A 19,908-nucleotide genomic window follows, 5' to 3' on the forward strand; every position below is an offset into this window, starting at 1 on the left:
TCGCTTTCCCCCGTAGGAGCGCCTCTACAGGCGCGATTGCCGCGGCCGCGTCGCACATCCATCGCGCGCGTGGGCGCGCCCCCACGGAGCGATGTCGCTTTCCCCCGTAGGAGCGCCTCTACAGGCGCGATTGCCGCGGCTGCGTCACGCCCCATCACGCACGTAGGCGCGCGCCTACGGGAGGCGCCTTGCGGGCGTTGCTTGGTGGCTCAATCCGGATAGAGGGGCGGGACTGGCGGGGCATCGTGGCCCGTGTCGCCGGCCCACGCCGGTCCGCGCGCGAACACGCGGCGCAGGGTTTCCCGGGCGGCGGCGGGATCGCCACCGCCCCACCGCGCATGCTGCAGGCCTTCGATCGCCGCGCGTTGCGCGGGATCGGCGAGCTGCCGGTGCACCGCCGCGAGGTCCGCGGCCGGCTCTGGCGCCGCGGCGCGCAAGGCATCCTCGATCGCAAGCAGGTCCCCGTCGGCCAACGCGCGGCGTAGAGATGCATGCCGTGCCTGTCGCGCCGCGCGCGCCCCCGTGTCCTCAACCGCCTCGGCCCTCGCCTGCACCGGCGCCGTCCGCTGGCGGTAGAGGCCCCAGGCGAGCGTGAGCAACCACAGCAGCGCGAACCCGACCGTCGCCAGCGCCCAGGGGCGCACCTCGCCTTGGATGCCCGGCACGCGAAGCCAGGTGCCGCCCGCCGGCCCGCGGTCCGGCGCCGCGCCGGCATCGCCAGGTACCACGGCTGCCGGTCCCCGCGCGAACGCCCCCTGCCCCGGTGCGACCTCGAGCACGAGCGGCGGGAGTTCCGTAGTCCGCAGCCGGTCCTCGCCCACGTCCCACCACTGCACCTTCGGCCCGGGGATCTCCAGGGTGCCGGGCCGTCCCGGCACCACCGAGAACCGCCGCACCACCGTGGCCTGGGGCCGTCCGCCACGGAACCGCTCGTCGGCCTGCACGGGTTCGGCGAACACCTGCGCGCCACCGCCGACCGCGAGTTCCAGCGGGGGCAGCTGCGCGGCACCGGCGCCGTCGGCGACGAGTTCGACCGCCACCGTCGCGGCCTCGCCGGCGCGCGCGGACTGCGGCGTGGATGCGTAACGCAGGCGCAGGTCGTGCAGCGGCAGCCACGGCTGCGCGGCGCCGCCCGGGATCGGCTGCACGCGCATCCGCACCGGCGCGGCACGCGCCTGAAGCGCATCGCCCACGCCGCCGTTGAAGATCTCGTCGAAGAAGCCCGGCACGCCCCGACCGGAGAAGCGCGCGCCCGGCAGCACCAGGTCGCCGCTCGCCTCGGGGATCAGCAGGAAGCGACGTTCCACCACCTCGTAGCGTCGCCCGGCGAGTTCGCGGGTGAAGCGCAGGTCCTCGCCCACGCGCTGCAGGCTCGCGCCGTCCGGCGCATCCTGGTCGAGCTGCCCGGATACCAGCGGCATGGCGTAGAACAGGCGCACGATGACGCCCACCGCCTGCTGGACGTAGGGCGCCCGGTCGTCCACCTCGACCTCGATGAACACCCGCTCGCCCGCGCGTGCCGGCGCCGCGGCGGCCGGCGTGACGGTCAACGACAGCGGCTGGGTGCGCGCGTTGCCGACCCGCAGCGACGGGATGCCGAGCACGCCCTCGCGCCGCGGCTCCACCAGCACCGCGTAGAGCGTGCGCTCCGAGCGGCCGTCCGGACCCGACTGGAAGCGCCGGCTGCTGGTATGGCCATCCACGCGGAAATCCGGCGCGAGCGGCGCGTAGTCGGGCGGCGGCGCGTGGCCGTCGACCTCGATGTTGAGCGTGGCCGTCTCGCCGTACGCGATGCGGTCGCGATCGAGCCACGCGCGGGCCGCCGCGCGCGCATCGAGCGGCAGCGAGGCGACGACGAGCATCGCGAGCATCAACAGGAGGAACGCGCGCGTCGGCATCGGGATGGCCCTGGGCAGGTTCGGGATCATGGCGCGTCCCCGTCGCGCAGGCGGCGTTCGTACTCCAGCGCGAAGCGGCGCCGCAGCAGGCCGCCCGGGTCGTCGGGCACGCGCCGCAGCCAGGCTTCGTTCGCGAGGCGGCGTTCGCGCGCCTCCGGGGACTCGCCTTCGCGCGCGTCGGTCGTGTCGGCGGCGTTGGCTTCGGCCTGCTGCCGTTCCATCGCTTCGCGCATGCGCGCGCGCTGCGCGGCGTCGGCTTCGGCCTGTTCGCCCGGGTCTTCGGGTGCCGCCTGTCCGTCCTGCGCCGGCTCGGCCGGATTACCGCCCGGCGTGTCCTGCGCGGGCCCGGGCGGCGATTGCGGTTCGCCGTCGCTTCCGCCGTCGCCCTGCGACCCCGGCTCGCCCCGGTCGGACGGCTGGCCCGCGTCGCCGCCCTGGCCTTCGCCATCGCCGCGTTCGCTGTCGTTCGGCCCGGGCGGCGGCTTGCGGTCGAGCAGCGCCTGGACGGCCGCCCGGTTGGCGACCGCGTCGGGCATGCCCGGCGCGCGCTCGAGCGCGGCGTCGTACGCGGCGATGGCATCCCGGTACTTGCCCGCCTTCGCGAGCGCGTTGCCGCGGTTGTAGTGGCCGTCGGCCGTGTCGACGCCCGCGAACGCTTCCGCGGCAGCGTCGTGTTCCCCGGCGCGATAGTGGTCGATGCCGCGCTGCATCCGCCGGTGGCGCTGCTGGTCCTCGCGGAGCCACCAGCCGCTCGACACAGGCGACGGGGCCGCGGCCGGCACGGACGCGGGCGCCGCGCGGACAGGCACCATCGGGAGCGCCAGGCACAGCACCACCAGCGCGGCACCACCGCCCCGGCGGAACGCGAACAGCGCCAGCAGCATCAGCGGCGGCAGCAGCCAGTAGCCCTGGTCCTGCCATTGCCGGCCGCCCCGCCCGCCCGCCGTGTCGCCCGCTTCGCGCGGATCGAGGACGCCGAGCGCGCGCAGGTCCGCCGCATCCGGCGTGATCGTCGCGTACGTGCCCCCGCCCGTGGTCGCCAGCGACTGCAGCGCGCCGACATCCAGCCGCACCTGTTCGATCGCGCCCAGGCCCGTGCGGACCGCCGAGCCGGTGGGCGTGCCCAGTCCCAGCGCCGACACGCGGTAGCCGCGCGCCGCTGCATCCCGGGCGGCATCGCGCGCCGGCGCATCGGCGCCGCCGGCCATCAGCAGGATGTCGCCCTGGTCGAACCCGGCCTGTGCCAGCAGGTCCGCGGCATGCGCGATCGCGCGATCCGGCCGATCGCCCTCGAGCGGCATCACCGACGGCTCGAGCGCATCGAGGAACAGGGCGACATTGCGCGCGTCGTCGGTCAGCGGTGCCACGGTGAACGCATCGCCCGAATAGACCACCAGGCCGACTTCGCCCCCCGTCCGCGTCGTGAGCAGGTCGGCGAGCTTGGCCCGCGCCTGGAGCAGCCGCGACGGCGGCAGGTCGGTGGCGGTGATCGCGCTCGACAGGTCCAGCGCGACCACCAACGGCGCGCGCGACTGCCACAGCGGCGCCTCGGACTGGCGCCAGCTGGGTCCGGCGAGCGCGACGACCGCCAGCGCGTACGCGAGCAGCCCTGTCGCCAGCCCCAAGCGCCCGCGCCGGCCGGCCTCGTGTTCGAGCAGGTGCGGCAGGAGGTGCGCATCGACCGCGCCGCGCCAGGCCTGGGCGCGCTGCCGCCGCGCGCGCCACCACCATGCAAGCACGGGGATGGCGAGCAGCGCCCACAGCCACTGCGGGCGCAGCAGGTGGAGGTCCGCGATCGCGTCCATGGCCAACGGCATCACGCCCGCCTCCGGCCCGCCCACGCGAACGCGAGCAGCGCGCAGCCCAGCGATGCCGCCAGCGGCGCGGGATAGCGTTCGATCCGCGGCCGCACCGCGCGCCCCGGTCGCGGCATCGGTTCGATGCGGTCGATCTCGCCGTAGATGCCCGCCAGCGACGCGGTGTCGCGTGCGCGGAAGAACGTGCCGCCCGTGGTCTCGGCGATCGCGCGCAGCGTGTCCTCGTCGATCTCCTCGCCGCCGCCGGGCAGGCGGAAGCCGAACAGGCCGAGCGCACCGCCCTCGCCGCCGAACGCGATCGTGTGCACGCGGACGCCGGCATCGCGCGCGAGCTCCGCCGCCTTGACCGGCTCGAGCACGCCGGCGGTGTTCACGCCATCGGTCAGCAGCACGAGCACGTCGGTGCGGCCACCGTCGCCGGCGCTGTCGTCGCGCATCCGCTTCACCGACAACCCGATCGCATCGCCGATCGCGGTCTCGCGCCCGGCCAGCGCGACTGTGCTCGCCGCCAGTTGCGCGCGCACCGTCTCCAGGTCCTGCGTCACCGGGGCGAGCACGTAGGCGCGCTGCCCGAACACGACCAAGCCCACGCGGTCGCCCGCGCGACGGTCGAGGAAGTCGGCAAGCACCGCCTTGGCCGCGGTCAGCCGGTCGACCAGGCGCCCGCCGAGTTCCATGTCCTCCTCGGCCATGCTTCCCGAGAGGTCCACGGCGAGCATCATTTCCCGACCCGACTGCGGCGGCACCTGCGGCGGACCCAGGACCTGCGGCCGCGCGGCGGCCGTGCACAACAGCACCCATGCCGCCCAGGCCAGCAGCCCGGCGCCCGTGCCACGCAGCGCGCGGCCACCGGCCGCCGCGATGGGATCCAGCCGGTCGCCCCACGGCACGCGCAACGCCGCGGATCCGCCGCGGCGCGGCGGCAGCAGCCAACGCGCCAGCCAAGGCAGCGGCAGGGCGAGGAGTGCCCATGGCCAGGCGAATTCAGGCAGGCCGGCACCGGCGAGCAGGCCCGTCACCGCGATGCCTCGCCGTCCGCCACCGGGGTCCCCGTCCGCGATGCCGGATTGCCGCGATGCCACGCCGGCAACCACCTTCGCGCACGGGTCCATGCACCACGGTCGGACACGAGATGGCGCCATGCCCGATGCGCATCCGCTTCCAGCGCATCCACCGCGTGCGCGGGCAGGTCACGACGCCAGCCACCCTCCAGCAGGAGTTCCGCATGGCGGTGGCCGATGCCGGGCACGCCCGCGTGGGCGTCGAGCCAGTCCAGCCATCGCTCGCCGTCGAGGTGCGTCGCTGCGGCGTCGTGCAGTCGTGCCGCGCGGCGCAGGAGGCCGGACAGTGCGGCCACGCGTTCGGTCGGCGTCGCCGCGTCCGCGAGCGTGTCCTCGAAGAGCGCGTCCAGCGTGCGGCGGCGCCGACGGCGCGCGCGCATCCACCAGGCGACGCCCCCGACCACGACAAGCAGCAGCGCGGCCACCAGCCACCAGCCCGGCGCGGGCGGCCAGAGTGGCGGCGCGAGCGGCGCGTGCACGTCGCGCAGGACGAGGTCGGGCGCGGTCATGCGTGGGCCGCCGTGGGGGCCGACGCCACGGCACCGCCACCGAACAGCGGCAGCCAGGCATCGCTGTCCTCGTCGGTGGACAGCGTGCGCACGCGCACCCCGCGGGACGGGAGCGCGGCAAGCGCGGCCTCGACCGGCGCGGCGAACGTGGCGCCCCAGCGCTGGCGCTGCGGGCCGCTTGCAAGGTCCAGCTCGACGCGGTGCGGCGCGTCCGCGCCGCCGCTGAGGAACGGCAGTGCCGCGCGGGGCGGCGCCTGCTCCAGCGGATCGGTCAGCAGCAGGACGACGACCTCATGGTGGCGCGCGAGTTGCGACCAGCGCGCCTCGGGCCAGCCGGCGCCGGCGAGCGCGGGCAGGCTGGACGGATCGGCCAGCACGAGCATCCGCGAACCGGGCCGCAGCAGGTGCGCCGCATGGTCGAGCGCGGTCGCCAGCCCGGCGTCGTCGGGAGGCGACCCGGCATACCAGCGCACCAGCGCGTCGAGCACGCGCAACGCGCCACGCGGCCCGGACGCCGGGGGCACCGGTGCCTCGCGCGCACTGCCGCGCAACGCGGCGAGCCGGTCGCCGTCACGGACCGCGGCCCACGCGGCCACCGCGCCGGCGCGCGCGGCCTGCACCGACTTGAAGCGCACGCGCGTGCCGAAGTACAGCGCGGGCGCCGTGTCGGCCACCACCAGCGTGAGACGCTCGCGCTCGGCCTGGAACAGCTTGGTATGCGTGCGGCCGCTGCGCGCGGTCAGCCGCCAGTCGATGTGGCGGGCGTCGTCGCCCTGCGCGTATTCGCGCGATTCCGCGTATTCCATCCCGCGACCGCGCACGGGCGACGCGCCCTGCCCGCGCACGCCATGGCGCCCCCGGCGCGGCAGCCGCCGCCCGGCCGCGCGCGCGCGCAGCGCCACCAGTTCCTCCAGCGTCGGGTGGATGCCGTCAGTCATGCCGCAACGCGCCATCCGCAGGCCGGGATCCCCCGCACGGACAGCCCAATCCCACACCTGTAGGAGCGCGCCTACGCGCGCGATTGCGCAATCGTCTGCATGGGGTCGACGGCACGCGTCGCCGGACCGAAGGGCATCGCGCGCGTAGGCGCGCTCCTACGGCGTGGGGCTCCTGCCGCGGCATCAGGGCAGCGGCACCTTCGCCAGCAGCTCGGCCACCAGGCGTTCGCCGTCCCAGCCTTCGGCGGTCGCCTCGTAGCTGGGAAGCACCCGGTGGCGCAGCACGTCCGGCGCGATCGCGCGCACGTCCTCCGGGGTCACGAAGTCGCGACCGGCCAGCCACGCGTGGGCCCGTGCGCAGCGCTCCAGCGCAATGGACCCGCGGGGGCTCGCGCCCCAGGCGATGCGCCGGGCGAGGTCCGCGTCATAGCGTCCGGGCGTGCGCGAGGCGAGCACCAGCTCGACCAGGTAGCGCTCGAGGGCCGGCGCGACATGCAGGTCCAGCACCGCCGCGCGCGCGGCGAACACGTCCGACTGCGGCAGGCGGCGGGGCACCTTGGCCACGTGCGCCACCGCATCGCGTGCGCGCTCCCGCGCCAGGCGCAGGATCCCGGTTTCGGCGTCGACCTCAGGGTAGGCGATGCGCACGTGCATCAGGAAGCGGTCGAGCTGCGCCTCGGGCAGGGGGAAGGTGCCCTCCTGCTCGATCGGGTTCTGGGTCGCCATGACCAGGAACAGTTCCGGCAGCGGGTAGGTGTGCCGCCCGACCGTCACCTGGCGCTCGCCCATCGCCTCGAGCAGGGCGGACTGCACCTTGGCCGGCGCGCGGTTGATCTCGTCGGCCAGCAGCAGCGGGTGGAAGATCGGCCCGGGCTGGAACTCGAAGCGGCCGTCCTGCGGGCGCCAGACCTCCGTGCCGGTCAGGTCGGCCGGCAGCAGGTCGGGGGTGAACTGCACGCGGGCGAAGTCGGCCTCCAGGTGCGCGGCCAGGGTGCGGATGGCGGTGGTCTTGGCCAGGCCGGGCGCGCCCTCCACCAGCAGGTGGCCGTCGGCCAGCAGGGCGATCAGCAGGCGGTCGACGAGGGCGGCCTGGCCGATGATCGTGTCCGAGAGGGACGCGCGCAGGCCATGGAACGCCTCGTGCAGGCGCGCGACCTCGTCGGCGGGGATGCGGCGGTCGTCGTCGGCGGGCGGCGGGGAAAGCGGTGCCTCGTGGGCGCGGTCGTCCATGCGGGCTCGGTCGTGAACTGCGACGGACGCAGTTTGACCGATCGACACGGGGAAGGTTCGCGGTGCCCTGCCCCGCGTTCATCTGGCCCACCTCCCCGTAGGAGCGCGCCTACGCGCGCGATCTGGTCGACGTTCGCGTGGTGGCGTGCGCACCCGTGGGCGGAACGGAAGGCATCGCGCGCGTAGGCGCGCTCCTACGGAGGTGGAGGGTATTGTCCTGAAACGCGAACGGGGCCCCGAAGGGCCCCGTCGCGGGTCTTGCCTGGCAGGCCGGGCTCAGCCGCGCCGCGCGACTTCCATCACCTTCGGGGTGACGAAGATCAGCAGTTCGGCCTTGTCCTTGCTGCGGCCCTTGGTGCGGAACAGGTTGCCGATGATCGGCAGGTCGCCCAGGAACGGCACCTTGGAGACGTCGTCGCGGCTGCGGAACTCGTAGACGCCGCCGATGACCACCGTCTGGCCGTCCTCCACCAGCACCGCGGTGGTGACCTCGCGGGTGCTGATCTGCGGCACGTCGCCGATGGAGGTGTCCACGAAGCCCTCGATCTCGTCCTTGTTGACCACCAGGTTCATGAACACCCGGCCGTCGTTGGTGATCGTCGGGGTGACGCGGAGCTCGAGCAGCACGTCCTTGAACTGGACGTTGGGGATCGGCACGGTGCCGGCGGTCTGCGCGCCGGAGACCGTCACGTAGCCGACCTCCTGGCCCTGGCGGATCACCGCCTCGCGCTGGTTGCTGGTGACGATGCGCGGGTTGGAGATCACCTCGCCGCGGCCTTCCTGCTGCAGCGCCGAGAGCTCGACGTCCAGCAGGTAGCCGGCGTTGAGGATCGACAGCGCCAGCGCGCCCGCGTTGGTGAACGAGGTCGGCAGGTCGACGTTGAGGCCGCGGGTGATCGTGCCGTCCGTGCTGTTGATGTTGGCGCGGTTGGCGTCGAGGTCGCCGCTGAAGTAGACGTCCTCGTCCTTGTTGCCGCTGATGCCGAAGCGTGCGCCCAGCTCGCGGGCGAACGACTCGGTGGCGATCACGATGCGCGCCTCGATCAGCACCTGGTCGACCGGCTTGTCGAGCAGGCTGACGAGGCGGCGGATCTCGGCCACCTTCTCCGGGATGTCGATCACCAGCAGCGTGTTCGTGCGGGTGTCGAAGCTGATGCTGCCGCGCGGGGACAGGAAGCCGCGCTGGTTGCCACCCTCGCCGCCCGCGCCGCCACCGCCGGTGCTGTTCTTGGCGCCCTCGGTGAGCAGCGTCGCGATGTCCTCGGCATTGGCGTAGTTGATCGGGATGTACTCGGTCACCATCTCGGCGCGGTTGGACACCGCGATCCGGGCGTCGAGCACGTCCTGCTCGTACTTCGCGATCTCCGCCTGCGGCGCCACCCACACCACGTTGCCGCTGCGGCGCTTGTCCAGGCCTTTGGCGCGCAGGACGATGTCCAGCGCCTGGTCCCAGGGCACGTTGATCAGGCGCAGGGTCACGTTGCCCTGCACCGTGTCGCTGGCGACGATGTTGAGGTTGGACTCCTCGGCGATCAGCTGCAGGACGGTGCGCACCGGCACGTCCTGGAAGTTGAAGGTCACCGGGCGACCGCTGTAGGTGCGCTCCTCGAGCGTGGTCACGGAGCCGCCCTCGACCACCTGGCCCATGGCGCGCTGCGGGCCGGGCGCCGCGCGCGGCACCACCTCGACGATGTACTCGTTGCCGCTCTGGTATGCGAGCGACTCGAACGCGCCGCGGGTCTCCAGCACCAGCTTGGCGCCGCCGCTGCCGTCGCGCGGGCTGACCGTGTCGACCGGGGTGGCGAAGTCGCGCACGTCCAGCGGCCGCTGCAGGCTGGCCGGCAGTTCGGCGTTCGGCATGTCGATGACGACCTGCGAGCCGTTGTTCTGCAGGTCGGCGACCGCGCCGGGTCCGTCGAAGCGGATCACCAGCTTGCCGGACCCGCCCTCGCCGCGGCGGAAGTCGATGTTGGACACCTCGACCGCGCCCGGGGCGCGCCGCGCCGGGTCGCTGCCGGTGACCGCGGTGGCCTGCGCCATGCCGGGGACGGCCACGGGCGCGGCGGCATGGACGCCGCTGGCCGCTGCGACCAGGCCGAACGCGAGCCCGAGCGCCCCGACGCGCATGGCGCCGAGGGCGGTGGTGCGCCGGACCGGCCGCTGGTTGGCGTTGAAGACGGTCATCGTGTCATCCCCCAATCATTGATCTTCGAGCGCGATTTCGGCCGGACGCTCCAGCCATCCACCCGCGCCATCCGGCACCAGTTCCACAATTTCGATGCGGTCCTCGGCCACGGCCACGACCTGGCCGTCGCTCTGCCCCATGTACACGCCCGGGCGCACCCGGTAGGTCACCTTGTCGGGCGCCATCACCAGCGCGACGAGGCCGCCGCCGGTGCCGAGCGTGCCGACCATGTCCAGGCTGTCGAGCGGGAACTGCTCGAGCACCTGCTTGCGCCGGCTCGGGTCCGGGCGCGGGCCGCTGCCGTTGCCCTGGTCCGTGAACGCATTGCTGAACGGATCGCGCAGGCCCTGCGCGGCGTACTCGAACGTCTCGAACTGCTGCATCACCGGCAGCGGGTCGAGCGGCGGCGCCGGACGGGCGCGGACCTCGGCGGTCCACGCCTCCAGGTTCGGCGCATCGCCGGGCGTGCTGGTGATGCCGCGGCCGCAGGCGGCCAGCAGGACCAACGCGGCGGCCGTGGCCCCCGATCGCAGCATGGTCTTCACGTGCGTGCTCATCGCGCACCTCCCCGTGCCGCAGGCGCCTGGGCGGGCTGCGTCTCGTCCTCGTCGAGGTAGCGGTAGGTCTTGACCGTGCCCGACAGCTCGAGCGTCGAGTTGGGCCCGATCCCGCTCTGGTCGCGGCCGCGCGGGCGCAGCGCGATGTCGTGCATGGTCATGATGACCACGCGCGGCAGCGAGGCGACGCCGCTGACGAACGAACCGAACTGGTGGTAGCTGCCGACCATGCGCAGCTGGATCGGCTTCTCGGCGTAGAACTCCTTCGGCGTTTCCGGACCGGGCTGGAACAGCTCGTTCTGGATACCGGTGGCCAGCGCGGTCTGCGAGATGTCGACGATCAGGTCCGGCATCTCGGTGCGGCTGGGCAGCTGGCGCAGCATCTGCTGCAACTGCAGTTCCATCTGCGCAAGCTGCTGCTTGAGCGGCTCGAGGTTCGCTGCGCGGCCCTGCTTGGTCTCGAACTCTTCGCGCAGGGTGGTCTCCTCGCGCTCCAGGCCGGCCAGTTCCTCGCGCTGGTCGCGGACGAAGAACCACCAGGCCAGGCCGACGATCACCAGCGCGATCAGGACGCCGAAGCCGATCTTGTATTCGCGCGGCCAGGACCCGGTGTTGCTGAAGCTCAGGTCCTTGAGGGCCATCTTCTTCTGGCTCATCGGGCGCCTCCCGTCTCGGCCGGCTCGCTCGGGGCATCCGCGTCGGCGGGCGCCTCCTGCGGGGCGGTGTCTTCAGTCGACCCGCCCTCGGCCGGGGCGTCGGCGCCTTCGGCCGCCGCCTCGTCCGCGGCCGCGGCGGGCGCCGGCTCCTCCGGCAGCGTCGACAGGCCCGCGTTCGGGTCGATCGGCTGCGGCGGCGGGGGCACGGTGTCCGGCACGCCGTCGCCGTCGGTGTCGATCGGGGCGTTCGGGTTGGCCAGGGTGACCGTCAGGTTGAAGACGTAGGGCAGGCCGGGCTCGCCGGCGCGCGCCTCGATGATCGACAGGTCGGGGCGCGTCATCCAGCCCGAGCTCTCCAGGTTGCGCATGTAGGTACTCACGCGCGCGTTGGACTGCGACCGGCCCTCGAGCGTCAGCTTCTCGCCCGCCTGGCGGATCGAGGTCAGCACCACGCCGTCGGGGATGGTCCGCACCAGCGAGTCGAACAGGTGCACCATCTGCGAGCGGCTGGCCTGCAGCTTCTCGATCACTTCCTTGCGGGCCAGCAGGCGCCCCTTCTGCTCGTCGAGCTTCTCGATCTCCTTGATCGCGGCGTCGAGCGTCCTGATCTCCGCGCGCAGGTACTCGTTGCGCTCGTTCTGCCCGTCGATCTGGGCGCCATGCCAGCTGATGATGAGGAACGCGACCAGCACGCCCGCCAGCGCCGCGGCGCCGAGCATGGCGAGGAATTCCTTCTGGCGCTGCGCGCGGCGCTCGACGCGCCAGGGAAGCAGGTTGATCCTGGCCATCAGTCGAAGCTCCTCAGGGCGAGGCCGCAGGCGATCATCAGCGCCGGCGCGTCCTGCGCCAGCGCGTGCGCCTGCACGCGGGGTCCGAGGGTCATGTGCGCCAGCGGGTTGGCCACCACGGTCGGCACGCCGAGCTGCTCCTCGGACATGTCCGCGATGCCCGGGATCGCCGCGCAGCCACCGGCCAGCACGATCTGGTCGACGCGGTTGAACTCGCTGCCCGCGTAGAAGAACTGCAGCAGTCGGCTGATCTGCTGCACGACCGCTTCCTTGAACGGCTCGAGCACCTCGATCTCGTAGCTCTCGGGCAGGCCGCCCTGGCGCTTGGCCAGGCCCGCCTCCTCGTAGCTCAGGCCGTAGCGGCGCATCACCTCGTCGGTGAGCCGCTTGCCGCCGAAGACCTGCTCGCGGCTGTAGATCGAGCGGCCCTTGCGCAGGATGTTGAGCGTGGTCATGGTCGCGCCGGTGTCCACCAGCGCCACGATGCCGTCGGCGGGCACGTTCAGGTGCTCGGCCATCAGGGCGTAGGCGTTCTCGACCGCGAAGGCCTCGACGTCCATCACCCGGGCCTCGAGCCCGCCCATCTCCAGCGCCGCGACGCGCGCATCGACGTTCTCCGAGCGCGACGCCGCCAGCAGCACCTGGACCATGTCCGGGTTGCCGGGCATCGCCCCGAGCACCTCGAAGTCGAGGTTCACTTCCTCGATCGGGTACGGGATGTAGTTGACCGACTCGAGTTCGATCGCCGACTCGAGTTCGTCCTCGTCCAGGTCCGCCGCCATCGGGATGACCTTGGTCATCACCGCGGAGCCCGCGACGGCGCCGGCCGCGTGCCGGGCCCGGGTGCCCGAGCGGGCCACGGCGCGCCGGATGGCGTCGCCCACGGCCTCGACCTCGACGATGTTCTTCTCCACCACCGCGTTGGGCGGCAGCGGCTCGACGGCGTAATGCTCGACCCGGTAGCGGTCGCCCGTCCGGGACAACTGCAGCAGCTTGACCGCGGTCGAGCTGATGTCGACACCGATCAGCGGCGGCTGACTTTTTGTGATCAGTCCCACGGTTTCTCCCCTATTCACGGGCGCTTACGCGCACAACGTGCCCCGCAACGTTAATAACGGACTTTTTACGTCGTGGCAAGCCCGGGACCGTGGTCGTCGCCTGCTTCGTGCCGCCCGCCCCGGTTCCCCCTGGCCGCCCGCCCCCCGTCCGCAGCCTCCCCGACAACACGCAACGCGATCCGCGGCGATGACCGGCCCCCGTGCCGCGGCCATCGCACCCCGCGGGCACCCGTCCCGGGTCGGCGGCCGCATCCTCGCACAGGCCTCACCCCGGCCTCCACCTATACTTGCCGGCAGTCCTGCCGTACCTCCGGAACCACCAACCGATGCCCCGATTCCGCCGCCTGCTCCGCTGGGCGCTCATTGCGTTCGCCGGCGTGGCCCTGCTCGGCCTGCTCGGCCTTGGCCTGCTGTACGCCATCGTCGCCCCCAAGCTCCCGGACGTCGAAACGCTCCGCACCGTCGAGCTCCAGGAACCGATGTACGTCTACGACAGGAACGGGCGCCTGATGGCGCTGTTCGGCGAGACGCGCCGCTACCCGGTCGAGATCGAGACCGTGCCCGATGCGGTCAAGGACGCCTTCATCGCCATCGAGGACGCGAGCTTCTACGAGCACCCCGGCGTGGACTGGAAGGGCGTGGTGCGCGCGGTGTGGCTGCTGGCCACCACCGAGGACGAGCGCGTCCCCGGCGGCTCCACCATCACCCAGCAGGTCGCGCGGCAGTTCTACCTGAGCTCGGAGTACAGCTACACCCGCAAGCTCGCCGAGATGCTGCTGGCGCTGAAGATGGAGCGCGAGCTGACCAAGGACGAGATCTTCGAGCTCTACCTCAACAAGAGCTTCTTCGGGAACCGTGCGTACGGCGTGGCCGCGGCGGCCGAGTTCTATTACGGCAAGTCGCTCGACGCGCTCACCCTCGACGAGATCGCCACGCTGGCGGGCACGCCCAAGTTCCCGTCCAGCGGCAACCCGCTGAGCAACCCCGAGCGCAACCAGGTCCGCCGCGACTACATCCTCCAGCGCATGGCCGAGCTGGACATGATCACGCCGGCGCAGATGCGCCAGGCCCAGGGCGCGCGGATGCACGCCAGCCCGCACGAGCGGCCCATCGAGACCTACGCGCCGTACGTGGCCGAGATGGTGCGGCAGGAAATGGTCGCCCGCTTCGGCGGCGACGTGCTCACGCGCGGCTACCACGTGCGCACCACGCTCGACCCGGCGCTGCAGGCCGCGGCCGACCAGGCGATCCGCGACGGCATGGCCACCTACGACCACCGGCACGGCTGGCGTGGCGCGGAACAGGAAGTGGAACTGGCCGAAGGCGCCACCGCCGAGGAGGCCGCGCGCCACCTGCGCACCCTGCCGGTGCAGGGTGGTCTGGTGCCGGCCATCGTGATGTCGGAGGACGGCACGTCGGCGACCGTGGTCCTCCGCAGTGGCGAGACGGTGACCCTGGATCGCGCGTCGAGCACCTGGACCGGCCGCACGCCGGCGGCGCTGCTGGACCGCGGCGACGTGGTTCGCGTGCGGCGCGTGGTGCGGGAGCCCGAAGGCGACGACGACGACGCGCGCGCCGCCGCGGAAGCGGAGGCCACCTACGTGCTGGAGCAGTTGCCGCAGGCGCAGGTCGCGCTGGTGTCGATGGACGCCGACAACGGCGCCCTGCTCGCGCTCGCCGGCGGCTACAGCTTCGCCGGCAGCAAGTTCAACCGCGCCACGCAGGCGCGCCGCCAGCCGGGCTCGAGCTTCAAGCCGTTCCTGTACGCCGCGGCGTTCGAGCGCGGCTTCCACCCGGGTTCCATCGTGCTGGACGCCCCGGTCGTGTTCCGCGACCGCCGCGGCAAGGAATGGCGCCCGCAGAACGACAACGGCAAGTTCGCGGGCCCCATGCGCCTGCGCGAGGCGCTGGTGCAGTCCAAGAACCTGGTGTCGGTGCGCCTGCTCGACGCCATCGGCGTGGACTACGCCCGCCGCTACATCAGCCACTTCGGCTTCGACGAGTCCGAGCTGCCGCCCAACCTGTCGATGTCGCTGGGCACCGCCTCCGTGCACCCGATGACGGTGGCGCGCGGCTTCGCCGCCTTCGTCAACGGCGGCTTCCGCATCACCCCGTGGTTCATCGACGAGGTGCGCGACCGGGACGACGCGGTGGTGTTCAAGGCCGAGCCGCCGACCGCGTGCCCGGGCTGCGGCCCCGGCACGTCGCCGGCCAACGCCGCGCAGGCGCAGCAGCGCACCGCCAGCAACGTGGTCGACGGCTTCAACCTCGGTCCCGCCCAGCCCGCCGAACCCGCGCAGCCCGCCGAGCCGGAAACGCCGCGCGAGGCGAAGCCGGTGGATCCGAACCTGGTGGTCGCCCCGCGCGCGATCGACGAGCGCACCGCGTACCAGATCAACTCGATGCTGCGCGACGTCGTCCAACGCGGCACGGGCACGGCGGCCAAGGTGCTCGAGCGCCCGGACGTGGGCGGCAAGACCGGCTCGACCAACGACCACCGCGACGCGTGGTTCTCCGGCTTCGGTGCGGACGTGGTGACCACCGTCTGGGTGGGCCGCGACGACTTCAAGTCGCTCGGCTACCGCGAGTACGGCGGCAAGGCCGCCCTGCCGATCTGGATCGACTACATGCGGGTGGCGCTGGCCGACCGGGCCGAAGTGGCGCTCGAGCCGCCGCAGGGCATGGTCGAGGTGGCCATCGGTGCGGGCGGCCGGCTCATCCAGGGCGCCACGGGCGGGATCACCGAGTGGGTGAAGGCCGAGGACCTGGAGCGCATCCAGGCCACCGCCGCCTACGAGCAGGAATCGCGCCAGTACGAAGAGGAAGCGTTCGACATCTTCTGAGGAAGGCCCGAATCCCGAGGAAGGCCCGAATCCCGAGCAAGGCCCGGATGCCGAGCAAGGCCCGGATGCCGAGGAAGGCCCGAACCCCGTAGAAGGTCCGAATCCCGAGGAAGGTCCGGACCCCCCGGCCCCGATCCGTCATTCCCGCGAAGGCGGGAATCCAGCCCCCTGGATGTCGGCACCTGACGGCCCATGGATCCCCGCCTTCGCGGGGATGACGGCACCCATCCGGACGTTCCCTGCGGCACGGCACCCATCCGCACGTTGCCTGCGGCAACGGCACCCATCCGGACGCTGCCTGCGGGACGGCACCATCCGCACGTTGCCTGCGGCACGGCACCCATCCGCACGTTCCCTGCGGCAACGGCACCCATCCGCACGTTGCCTGCGGCACGGCGCCCATCCGGACGTTCCCTGCGGCAACGGCACCCATCCGCACGTTGCCTGCGGCAACGGCACCCATCCGGACGCTGCCTGCGGGACGGCACCATCCGCACGTTGCCTGCGGCACGGCACCCATCCGGACGCTGCCTGTGGCAACGGCACCCATCCGGACGCTGCCTGCGGCAACGGCACCCATCCGCACGTTCCCTGCGGCACGGCACCCATCCGCACGTTCCCTGCGGCAACGGCACCCATCCGCACGTTGCCTGCGGCACGGCACCCATTCGGACGCTGCTGCGGCACGGCACCCATGCCGCACGCACCCGCAACCAACACCCCGACCGACCCCTCCGCACGCGCCCAACACGCCTGCCGCCGTGCGCATGCGCGTCCGACACCCCCTCTGCCGCACGCGCCCGACACCCCACCCCCGTAGGAGCGCCCCTACGGGCGCGATCACCGACGCCCGCGCCACCCGACGCATCGCCTCACCCCGCTTCCACCCCGTTCCGCTACAGTCCCCCGCAGGCCAACGCGGGGGGACGCGCCATGCACCACGGTCGCCGGCAGCAGCACGCCCATGCCCACGCGGTCACCCGCACCCGCGAACGCCGCCACCGCCTCGCCACCGAAGCCGCCCGGCTGATGGCCGAGGGCGGCATCCGCGACTACCACCAGGCCAAGCTCAAGGCGGCCGACCGGCTCGGCATCCACGACGACGCCTCGCTCCCGCGCAACCGCGAGATCGACGACGCCCTGCGCGAATACCAGCGCCTGTTCCAGCCCGAAGCCACGGCCGACGCCCTGCGCGTGCGCCGCGACGCCGCGCTGCGCGCCCTGGAGTTCTTCGCGCCCTTCGATGCGCGACTCGTCGGCCCGGTCCTCGAAGGCACGGCCGACGGCCACACCGCCGTCTCGCTGCACCTGTACACCGACGATGCGGACGCCGTGCCGCGCTTCCTCGAGGAACAGGGCGTCCCCACCGAAGCGCGCTCGCGCGTGCTGCGCCTTGACCGCGAGCGGCAGGCCGAGCTGCCGGTCTGGCTGTTCGCCGCCGAGGACCTGACCTTCGACCTGACCGTGCTGCCGCGCGATGCGCTGCGGCAGGCCCCGCTGTCTGGCATCGACGAGAAGCCCATGGCGCGGGCCTCGGCCGCGCAGTTGCGGCGGCTGGTGGCCGAGAGCGAGATCGCCGGCTACGAATCCGTTTCGCCGGGCACCTAGTTTCCGCGCGATCCCCGGTCGCGCGGCGCCATCCGACCGGACGGTTAAGCTGCGCGCTTTCGCGCCAACAGGCCCGCCGTGCCGTCCGATCCACGCCCGACCCGCCGCCCCGCGGCGGACCGCCGCTTCCTGCTGCTCCTTGTGTTGCTGGCCGTCGCGGCCTGGCTGCTACGCACGCACTTCATCCTCTCCACCGAGGTCGAGGCGCCGTTCCGCGGCGACGTCCGGCAGTACGTGGCGTACGCATGGAACCTGCTGCACCACGGCGTGTTCTCCAACACCTGGCCGGGCGAAGGCACGCCGCTGTCCGACACGTTCCGCAGCCCCGGCTATCCCGTCTTCCTGCTGCCGTGGATGGCCGCGTTCGGGAGCACGGGCGACGGCTGGTACTGGGCGGCATTGCATGCGCAGGCACTGCTGGGCGCATCGACCGTCCCGCTGGTCGTCCTGCTGGGCGTGCGTTGGCTGCCGCGCGGCCCGGCCCTCGCGGCCGGCGTGCTGGTGGCGCTCTGGCCACACCACGTGGCCGCCACCGGTGCATTGCTCGGTGAAGTCCTGTTCGGCTTCCTGCTCGCACTCGCCCTGCTGTTGACCGCGCGGGCCTGGGAACACCGGGGACCGGCAGCACTGGCGGCGGCGGGGCTGGCCTGGAGCGGCGCCGCGCTGGTCAACCCGGTGAGCCTCCTGTTCCCGGTGCTGGTGGCGCCGCTCATGGTCCGCACGCTGCGGGCGCCCGCCGCGGCCGTCTTCGTGGCCGCGGCGCTCGCCGGGCCCGCGCTGTGGGGCGTGCGCGGGATCGGCATCGAGCACGTGCCGCCCGGCCGCGCGGCGCTCAACCTTGCGCAGGGCGCCTGGCCGATCTACCACGAGGCCCATCGGCAGCGGATCCTCTATGACAACGCCATCGCCAAGGCGGTGCTGGCGGAGATCGACGCCGAAGCGCGCCTGGTCGACCGGGCACCGACCGAGGGTCTCGCCGCGATGGCCACGCGCATGCGGGCCGACCCGGCGCGGCACCTGCGCTGGTATGCGCTGGAAAAGCCGTACCTGCTGTGGGACTGGGGCATCCGGCTCGGCGCGGGCGGCGTGCACTGGCAGCGCGTGCGTGGGTCGCCTTTCGACACCGGGGGCTGGCTGCACGCACCCACGCGGTGGCTGCAACGCGCCAACCCGGCGATCTTCGCGGCCTCGGCGCTCGCCAGCCTGCTGCTGCTCGCCGGGGCCTGGCGCCGCCGCGCCTGGGCGGGGGTGCCGGCCGTGCTGGTGGCGGCCTTCTGCATCTACGCGACGCTGGTCCACGGGGTGTTCCAGGCGGAGCCGCGCTACGCGATTCCCTATCGCCCCCTGCAGATGCTGATGCTGGTGACGGCGGGCTGGCTGGCCGCCGGCGCGTGGCGGCATTGGCACGCGTCGCGTCACGGCGGGGGGAAAGCTGACCCACAGCGTCAGTTTTCCCCAGAAAAGTGACTCTGCGCGTCACCCGCTTGGCCGGTTAGCACGTTCCGGACCGTGACCCCCGTGGCAGTTCAGGCACCGGATAGGCAAGCACCCCCCGCACTGTCCGTTCTGGCATGTTTCGTGCGTACCCTGTCCTGCACGTGCAACGACGCACGGCCAGCCGACGGAACCGGGACAGCCGGCGACGTGGGCACGTGAAGTTCCAACACTCCTAGGGGAAACACCATGAAGAAGGCAATCCAGAAAGGCTTCACCCTGATCGAACTGATGATCGTCGTGGCGATCATCGCGATCCTGGCGGCCATCGCCATCAGCCAGTACCAGGACTACGTGATCCGCACGCAGGTTTCGGAGGGCTCCTCGCTGGCCTCCGGCGCCAAGACGGCGGTGACCGAGTTCTACAACAACTACGGCACCTTCGGCTCGAACAATGCCTCGTTCGGCCTGTCCACCGCCGCCTCGATCTCCGGCAAGTACGTCACCCAGGTCGATGCTTCCGGCGGCATCATCACCGTCACCTACGGCAACGAGGCCCACAACAACATCCAGGGCAACGTGCTGGTCTACTCGGCCGTGCCGAACGCCGGTTCGATGGAGTGGAACTGCGAAGCCGCCGCCGGCACCGACGTCGACTCCAAGTACCTGCCGACCGTCTGCCGCAACTGATGTAGTTCGGGTTTCGCGCAAGCGACGCCAGGAAAGGCCGCCCCCGGGCGGCCTTTCCGTTTCCAGGAAGGACCCGGCACATGGCACGACTCTTGCAGCGCTCTTGTTCCGGAACCATGGACCGGCCGGTGGGGCGGGCCGATCCGTCCCAGCAGCCTTAGGGGAGGCAGCACGATGAGCAGGCAGCACGCGCCGGCGCAGGCCGGTTTCACCCTGATCGAACTGATGATCGTGGTGGCGATCATCGCCATCCTGGCGGCCATCGCCATCAGCCAGTACCAGGACTACGTGATCCGGACCCAGGTCGCCGAGGGCGCGTCCCTGGTGACGGGAAGCAAGACCGCGGTGACCGAGTACTACAACAACACCGGCACGTTCGCATCGAGCAACGCGTCGTTCGGCCTGCCAACGATGACGTCGATCACCGGCAAGTTCGTCGACCAGGTGGATGCCAGCAACGGGACCATCGTCGCGCGCTTCGGCAACGACGCGAACGCCGCCCTCCAGGGCGAGTCGCTCACCTTCTCCGCCGTTCCTGGCGGCGGCAGCATGGCATGGGTGTGCAACCCGTCCGGCGCGCTCAAGGACGTGTGGGTGCCGACCGTCTGCCGCAATTGATCCGGCCCTTGCGCGGCC

Annotated in this window: 16 protein-coding genes; 5 read left to right on the forward strand and 11 right to left on the reverse strand. The window is 72.5% G+C overall.

Annotated features, from left to right (window positions below; genetic code table 11):
* Nucleotides 1-209 precede the first annotated feature (209 nt).
* From ACYU7H_RS03760 to ACYU7H_RS03810, 11 genes are all read right to left on the reverse strand, one after another.
* Nucleotides 210-1,928: a BatD family protein gene (locus tag ACYU7H_RS03760; RefSeq protein ID WP_460812591.1), complete on the reverse strand. Its 1,719-nt coding sequence runs from the start codon at nucleotides 1,926-1,928 to the stop codon at nucleotides 210-212.
* On the reverse strand, nucleotides 1,925-3,715 hold the full coding sequence (locus ACYU7H_RS03765; RefSeq protein WP_460812593.1) for a tetratricopeptide repeat protein: 1,791 nt from the start codon (nucleotides 3,713-3,715) through the stop codon (nucleotides 1,925-1,927). The genes ACYU7H_RS03760 and ACYU7H_RS03765 overlap by 4 nt, the downstream gene beginning before the upstream one ends.
* Complete coding sequence (locus ACYU7H_RS03770; protein WP_460813057.1) at nucleotides 3,715-4,740, reverse strand: vWA domain-containing protein; 1,026 nt, start codon at nucleotides 4,738-4,740, stop codon at nucleotides 3,715-3,717. Before ACYU7H_RS03770 ends, ACYU7H_RS03765 begins: the two co-directional genes overlap by 1 nt.
* Nucleotides 4,731-5,285: a DUF4381 family protein gene (locus ACYU7H_RS03775; protein WP_460812594.1), complete on the reverse strand. Its 555-nt coding sequence runs from the start codon at nucleotides 5,283-5,285 to the stop codon at nucleotides 4,731-4,733. Before ACYU7H_RS03775 ends, ACYU7H_RS03770 begins: the two co-directional genes overlap by 10 nt.
* Nucleotides 5,282-6,223: a DUF58 domain-containing protein gene (locus ACYU7H_RS03780; protein ID WP_460812596.1), complete on the reverse strand. Its 942-nt coding sequence runs from the start codon at nucleotides 6,221-6,223 to the stop codon at nucleotides 5,282-5,284. The genes ACYU7H_RS03775 and ACYU7H_RS03780 overlap by 4 nt, the downstream gene beginning before the upstream one ends.
* A gap of 183 nt (nucleotides 6,224-6,406) precedes the next feature.
* Nucleotides 6,407-7,453 (reverse strand): AAA family ATPase, encoded by a 1,047-nt coding sequence (locus ACYU7H_RS03785; RefSeq protein ID WP_460812597.1) that lies wholly within the window; start codon nucleotides 7,451-7,453, stop codon nucleotides 6,407-6,409.
* A 276-nt stretch (nucleotides 7,454-7,729) separates the two neighbouring features.
* Nucleotides 7,730-9,637 carry a type IV pilus secretin PilQ gene (locus ACYU7H_RS03790; RefSeq protein ID WP_460812599.1) on the reverse strand — a complete coding sequence of 636 codons (1,908 nt, stop codon included), beginning with the start codon at nucleotides 9,635-9,637 and terminating at the stop codon, nucleotides 7,730-7,732.
* A gap of 15 nt (nucleotides 9,638-9,652) precedes the next feature.
* Nucleotides 9,653-10,195 (reverse strand): pilus assembly protein PilP, encoded by a 543-nt coding sequence (locus tag ACYU7H_RS03795; protein WP_460812601.1) that lies wholly within the window; start codon nucleotides 10,193-10,195, stop codon nucleotides 9,653-9,655.
* Nucleotides 10,192-10,851, reverse strand: coding sequence for a type IV pilus inner membrane component PilO (locus ACYU7H_RS03800; RefSeq protein ID WP_460812603.1), 660 nt, complete (start codon nucleotides 10,849-10,851; stop codon nucleotides 10,192-10,194). Before ACYU7H_RS03800 ends, ACYU7H_RS03795 begins: the two co-directional genes overlap by 4 nt.
* Complete coding sequence (locus ACYU7H_RS03805) at nucleotides 10,848-11,639, reverse strand: PilN domain-containing protein (RefSeq protein WP_460812605.1); 792 nt, start codon at nucleotides 11,637-11,639, stop codon at nucleotides 10,848-10,850. The genes ACYU7H_RS03800 and ACYU7H_RS03805 overlap by 4 nt, the downstream gene beginning before the upstream one ends.
* Complete coding sequence (locus ACYU7H_RS03810) at nucleotides 11,639-12,697, reverse strand: pilus assembly protein PilM (protein WP_460812607.1); 1,059 nt, start codon at nucleotides 12,695-12,697, stop codon at nucleotides 11,639-11,641. The genes ACYU7H_RS03805 and ACYU7H_RS03810 overlap by 1 nt, the downstream gene beginning before the upstream one ends.
* A 326-nt stretch (nucleotides 12,698-13,023) precedes the next feature.
* On the opposite strand from ACYU7H_RS03810, the gene ACYU7H_RS03815 reads away from it, so the two are divergent.
* The 5 genes from ACYU7H_RS03815 to ACYU7H_RS03835 all read left to right on the forward strand — a co-directional run bounded on the left by ACYU7H_RS03815 (nucleotide 13,024) and on the right by ACYU7H_RS03835 (nucleotide 19,890).
* Nucleotides 13,024-15,540 (forward strand): penicillin-binding protein 1A, encoded by a 2,517-nt coding sequence (locus ACYU7H_RS03815; protein WP_460812609.1) that lies wholly within the window; start codon nucleotides 13,024-13,026, stop codon nucleotides 15,538-15,540.
* 933 nt (nucleotides 15,541-16,473) lie between these two features.
* Nucleotides 16,474-17,148, forward strand: a complete 675-nt coding sequence (locus ACYU7H_RS03820; protein ID WP_460812610.1) for a hypothetical protein — start codon at nucleotides 16,474-16,476, stop codon at nucleotides 17,146-17,148.
* Between the two features lie 78 nt (nucleotides 17,149-17,226).
* The gene (locus tag ACYU7H_RS03825) at nucleotides 17,227-18,615 is read left to right on the forward strand and encodes a hypothetical protein (RefSeq protein ID WP_460812611.1); all 1,389 of its coding nucleotides are present in this window, start codon (nucleotides 17,227-17,229) and stop codon (nucleotides 18,613-18,615) included.
* A gap of 216 nt (nucleotides 18,616-18,831) precedes the next feature.
* On the forward strand, nucleotides 18,832-19,272 hold the full coding sequence (locus ACYU7H_RS03830; protein ID WP_460812612.1) for a pilin: 441 nt from the start codon (nucleotides 18,832-18,834) through the stop codon (nucleotides 19,270-19,272).
* Between the two features lie 174 nt (nucleotides 19,273-19,446).
* On the forward strand, nucleotides 19,447-19,890 hold the full coding sequence (locus ACYU7H_RS03835) for a pilin (RefSeq protein WP_460812614.1): 444 nt from the start codon (nucleotides 19,447-19,449) through the stop codon (nucleotides 19,888-19,890).
* Nucleotides 19,891-19,908: the final 18 nt, after the last annotated feature.

The sequence above is a fragment of the Luteimonas pelagia genome (assembly GCF_054776035.1).